Origin of the sequence: Kitasatospora sp. NPDC059747 (genome assembly GCF_042732955.1) — a bacterium.
Taxonomy (GTDB): Bacteria; Actinomycetota; Actinomycetes; order Streptomycetales; family Streptomycetaceae; genus Kitasatospora.
The window spans coordinates 1-4,913 of sequence record NZ_JBHWGV010000209.1 but is presented as its reverse complement, the minus strand read 5'-3'; the positions used below and the strand labels follow the sequence as shown (position 1 = coordinate 4,913).

General features: G+C 74.4%; 4 protein-coding genes. 3 read left to right on the top strand and 1 reads right to left on the bottom strand.

Features of this window, described 5'->3' with window-relative positions; genetic code table 11:
• The first annotated feature begins 518 nt into the window (after positions 1 to 518).
• Positions 519 to 1,622 (top strand): ABC transporter substrate-binding protein, encoded by a 1,104-nt coding sequence (locus ACFV4G_RS42170; RefSeq protein WP_380448715.1) that lies wholly within the window; start codon positions 519 to 521, stop codon positions 1,620 to 1,622.
• A gap of 141 nt (positions 1,623 to 1,763) precedes the next feature.
• On the top strand, positions 1,764 to 2,891 hold the full coding sequence (locus ACFV4G_RS42165; protein WP_380448713.1) for a hypothetical protein: 1,128 nt from the start codon (positions 1,764 to 1,766) through the stop codon (positions 2,889 to 2,891).
• Between the two features lie 81 nt (positions 2,892 to 2,972).
• Here ACFV4G_RS42165 and ACFV4G_RS42160 read toward each other — a convergent pair whose 3' ends face one another.
• A complete protein-coding gene (locus ACFV4G_RS42160) occupies positions 2,973 to 3,545 on the bottom strand; it encodes an NUDIX hydrolase (RefSeq protein ID WP_380448711.1) in 573 nt (190 codons plus the stop codon).
• A 201-nt stretch (positions 3,546 to 3,746) separates the two neighbouring features.
• On the opposite strand from ACFV4G_RS42160, the gene ACFV4G_RS42155 reads away from it, so the two are divergent.
• Positions 3,747 to 4,736, top strand: coding sequence for an ATP-grasp domain-containing protein (locus tag ACFV4G_RS42155; protein WP_380448709.1), 990 nt, complete (start codon positions 3,747 to 3,749; stop codon positions 4,734 to 4,736).
• Positions 4,737 to 4,913: the final 177 nt, after the last annotated feature.

Genomic DNA, 4,913 nt, shown 5'->3' with positions numbered 1-4,913 from the left:
GGCCGTCCTCGGGCCGGGCCCCTCCGGCTGGGAAACGCGACTGGCCCGTCCATCTCCTCCGCCCCTGGTCACGCTAGGAGTGGGCGCGTATGTAGGACGGCCACCAGCACAGGCCCGTGGAGCGCTTCATGCCTTCGACCATAGCGCCGGTCCCCCGCCGCGGTCACCGGTTTTCGCCGTCGGCCTCAGTCCTCGACGACGAGGGCGGGGGTGTCGCGGCGCAGCGTCTCGCCGCGGAAGAACTCCGCCTGCAGGAAGACGGCGCTGAGCAGCAGGCCGCCGACCCCGGGGTCCGGAAGCCCGGGTGGACGGCGCCGAAGCGCGGCGGGACGGCCCGGTAGGCGCTCATCGCCGGCAGCGTGCGGGCCACCGGGGTGAACGTGGGCTTGTGGGATAGGTTAGCCTCACCTTAGCTGCGAGTTGGTGGCCGCCCCCGCGGCCACGCCCCGTCCCCGACCCGTCCCCGACCCGTCCCCGACCCGTTCTTGACCCGCCCGCCGATCCCGAAGGAGCGTCGCGTGGCCCCCAACGCCGACGACCTGACCCCCGCCCGCCGCACCGCCTCCCGCCGCCGCTTCCTCGCCGGCGGGCTCACCGGCGGTGCCGTGCTCGGCCTCGGCGGGCTCCTCGCCGCCTGCGGCAGCTCGGACGGGTCGGCCGGACCCGGCACTGCGAAGCCGTCCGGCGGCGGCTCCCCCGACCAGAAGTCGGTCAAGCAGGGCGGCGACGACTACGCCACCGTGATCGAGAAGATGAAGGGCTTCGGCACCGACGCCGCCCCCGGCGTCTACCCCCGCACGGTCAGGCACGCGATGGGCGAGACCGTCCTCCCCGCCAAGCCCGTCCGCGTCGTCGTCCTCGACACCGGCGAGCTCGACAACGTCGTGTCGCTCGGCGTCCAGCCGGTCGGCGTCGTCCATACCGACGGCTCGAAGACCATGCCGTCCTACCTCAAGGACAAGGCCGGCAGCCCGGCGAACGTCGGCACCATCAACAGCCTCAACCTGGAGGCGATCGCCGCCCTCAAGCCCGACCTGATCCTCGGCAGCCAGCTGCGCGCCCAGGACCAGTACGTACAGCTGTCGAAGATCGCACCGACCGTCTTCTCGCTGCGCCCCGGCTACCCGTGGAAGCAGAACTTCCTGCTCAACGCGAGCACCTTCGGCCTGGAGGCCGAGGCCAAGACCCAGCTCGACGCCTACCAGGCCGCCGCCACCGCGATCGGCGCCCGGCTCGGCGACAAGCGACCGGCCATCACGCCGCTGCGCTTCATGCCCGGCAAGACCCGCCTCTACGCGGAGCTGTCGTTCATCGGCACGATCCTCACCGACGTGCCGCTGCCGCAGCCCGCGATCGAGCGGGTCAAGGAACTCGCGGTCGAGATCAGCCCCGAGCAGATCGACAAGGCGGACGCCGACTGGATCTTCTACGGCGTGTACGGATCGCCCACCTCCACCAACCAGGACACGGTGCTCGGCGGCGCGCTCTGGAGGACCCTCGGAGCGGTCAAGTCCGGTCAGGCACGGCCGGTTTCGGACGAGACCTGGTTCCTCGGGCTCGGCGTGATGGCGGCCACCGCGGTGCTCGCCGACCTCAAGGGCTTCGTCGCGCCCGGCAGTTGAGCCGACACGCCGGGTAGGGGCGGGGTGCCCGCGGCCCGCTCCCGGAGGGGCGTGCGGGCGTCCGAACGGGGAACCGGCGCTTGGAGCTGGTCACTCGGTGCGGGAGGATCGTCTGGACCGTCCCCCGAAGGGCCCGTGCCGATGACCTCGCTCCACCCCACCCCCACCGACCCAGCCCGCCCCGACCCGGCCGCGGACCGCGCCGGAGCCCCGCGTCAGGCCGCCGCGCGCTGCTCCATCGCGCAGGCCGCCGACACGGGACAGCTCCCCGGTGCGCCGGGCGGCGGCGCCCGGGACGACTCGGTGCCGCGACCGCGCAGCGGCCCCGGCGACGCCGACGGCGGGGCGCCGACCCGCGCACCCCTCACCGGCGCGCCGGACCAGCGGACGGCCGCCCGTGTGCAGGCCGCGCTCGCCGAACGGCTGCGGGCCGCACGCCTGCAAGGGCGCACGCTCGCCGAGTTGGCCGCCGCGTGTCGACGGCCGGTGGCGGAGGTCGCGGCGCTCCTGGGCGAGGCCGTGCCGGTGGAGGCTCCGTCGGCCTGGCAGGTTCAGGACGACCAGGGCGAGCCCGGCGACGTCCACACGCACGACGTTCACACGCACGACGTTCACACGCACGAACTCCCGCAGCCCGCCGCACCGACGGCCGAACGGCCGGTGCCGGTGCTGCGGGCGGCCCGCGAGGAACCGCGGACCCTCGCGACACGACGGCCCTCGCCCTCACGCCGGCTGCGCCGCATGCACCCCGATGCCGCCCTGACCGGGCAGGAGGCGGCCGAACGGGAGACGGCCGCACCTGAGGGACCACTCCCGCGCAGGTCCGCACGGGGAGCGGGCAGGACGGCGGCGGGAGCGAACGGGGCCGTAGGGACCGCGGCGGCCTGGCGGCCGACCGGCGGCACCGGGGCCGGGGCCCGGGCCGGCACCGGGGCCGACCAGGCCGAGACCCCGCTCGGGATCCTGATCGGCGCCGGCCCCCACCAACCCGAGGCGGTCGGCCGCCCGGAGGAGCGCACGCCGGTCCGGGTGACCGCCGAGCCGGTCCGGATCGGGCGCGGCACCAGCCTCGTCGTGCTGCCCTCCTGGCGACCCGCCATCGCCGTCTCGGTGCCGACCGAGCAATTGCTGTCCGCCACCGGGCTCGCCTTCGAACAACTGGCCGGCGTGCAGCTGACGGTGATGATGAACCCCGGTGCCCTGCACGACCGGGAGCTCGACCTGCACGACTGGCGGGCCGCGCGCGGACGGCGCGGCGGACGGGCGTAGCCGGTCCGTGCCGTTCGACCCGGCGTAGCGCCCGACGTAGCGCCCGACGTAGCGCCCGACGTAGCGCCCGACGTACGAACGTCAGTGCTCCGGCGAGGAGTTCGGGATGTAGCCGAGGTGGACGGCGCCCGCGTCGCTCCCGTCGACGTTCCAGTCGCCCGACCGGACCATCGCCAGCAGCTCGGGGAGCCTGGGCGGCCAGAGCGCGTCGGCGTCCGGGGCGGCGAGGTCGGACGGCGTCCACCAGCGCCAGTCGAGGATGCGGTCGACGGCGTGCACCGCGCTGACGTCGCCGACCGGGCCGCGGCGCGGGCCCCGGGTGACGTAGATGTGCTCGTGCTGGCGGACCGGGGTGCCGTGCCAGGTGAAGTCGTGCTCCCAGGTGCAGAGCAGCGGGCCGGGTTCGAGGTCCGTCCAGCCGGTCTCCTCGCGGAGTTCACGGACGGCGCCTTCGCGCGGGGTCTCGCTGGGGTCCAGTCCGCCGCCCGGCATCGTCCAGTGCACGCCGACCTCGGAGTTGTCGGAGCGGAGCAGGAAGACCGAGCCGTCCTCGGCCAGAACCGCCGTCCGGGCCGCCTGCCGGGGCACGCGCTCGCGGGGGCGCCGCAGTCCGACGAGTCCCAGCGGGTTGCGGAAGCGCTGCTGTCGTTTCATCGGCCCACTCTCGCAGGGCCCGACGACGGGCGTCTCCGAATTCCGGGACGGGCGGTGGCGGTACGGGCGGTGGCGGTACGGGGCCGTGACCGGACGGGCGGTGGCGGGACAGGTGGTGGCGGGACAGGTGGTGGCGGGACAGACGCTGACGGAACGGCGTGACGGCGCGCGGAGGGCCCGTACCGCCGTACGCTGACGCCCATGCCCGTACCCGCGATCGTCTTTCCCGCCGACCCGCTCAACCCGCGCCGGCCCGACCCGCACTTCGCCTGGGAGGCCCGGCTGGTCCGGGAGTTGGGCGGCGAGCACCATCTCGTCGACCACGACGCGCTGCTGGCCGGACGGGCCGAGGAGGCCGTCCGGCGGGTGCCGGAGGGCGGCGGCCCGCTCTGGTACCGGGGCTGGATGATCCCCTCCCGGGACTACGCCGCCTTCGCCGCCGCCCTCTCCGCGCGCGGCGGGAACCTGCTCACGAGTGCCGCCGGCTACGCGGCCGCACACGAACTTCCCGGCTGGTACGGCGTGTTCGAGGGCTCGACGCCGTCGAGCGTGTGGATCCCCTCGGCGGGCGAGGCAGCGGGCGGGTCTGCATCGGCGCCGGGACCGGGGCGGGAGGAACTGGCCGATGCCGTGGCCCGGTTGGGCGGGCGTGGCCCGGCGATCGTCAAGGACTACGTGAAGTCCCGAAAGCACGAGTGGCACGAGGCCTGCTACGTGCCGGAGCTCGCCGACCTGGACGCTGTCGGTCGGGTGGTGGCCCGGTTCGTCGAGTTGCAGGGCGAGTTCCTGGCGGGCGGGGTGGTGCTGCGGCGGTACGAGGAGTTCGCGCGGGCGTCCGCTCCCGTCGGCACCGAGGCCGGTGCCGGCGTCGGTCTCGGCGTCGGCGTCGGCGTCGGCGTCGGCGTCGGCGTCGGGGGCACCCGGGCGGTGGAGGCCCGGGTGTGGTGGCTGGACGGCGAACCGGTGCTCGTCGGACCGCACCCGGACGCGCCGCGCGACGAGGTCGACCCCGACCTGACCGGTGTGCGCTCGCTGGTGCGGACGCTCGGCTGCCGGTTCGTCACCACCGACCTCGCCAGCCGGGCGGACGGCTCCGGCTGGCGGGTGGTCGAGGTCGGGGACGGGCAGGTGAGCGACCTGCCGCACGGGATCGACGCGACCGGGCTGCTGACGTCGCTGATCGCGGCCTGACCCACGCTGGGTTCGGGCCCGGCCCGAACCCAGCGTGGGGGGGGGCCCGGGGTGGCCCACGGACCGCGAGTGTTAGAAACCAGGGCGGGAGGGGGGAACCAACCCCGAGCACAGACAAAAAAAAAAAAAAAAAAAACAAAAAAAAAAAAAAAAAACAACACACAACCACACAAGAGA

What these genes read in the sequence shown, in the direction of transcription:
- ACFV4G_RS42165 (WP_380448713.1), top strand. Translation starts at nt 1,764, where the DNA reads ATGACCTCGCTCCACCCCACCCCCACCGACCCAGCCCGCCCCGACCCG.
- ACFV4G_RS42160 (WP_380448711.1), bottom strand. Translation starts at nt 3,545, where the DNA reads ATGAAACGACAGCAGCGCTTCCGCAACCCGCTGGGACTCGTCGGACTG.
- ACFV4G_RS42155 (WP_380448709.1), top strand. Translation starts at nt 3,747, where the DNA reads ATGCCCGTACCCGCGATCGTCTTTCCCGCCGACCCGCTCAACCCGCGC.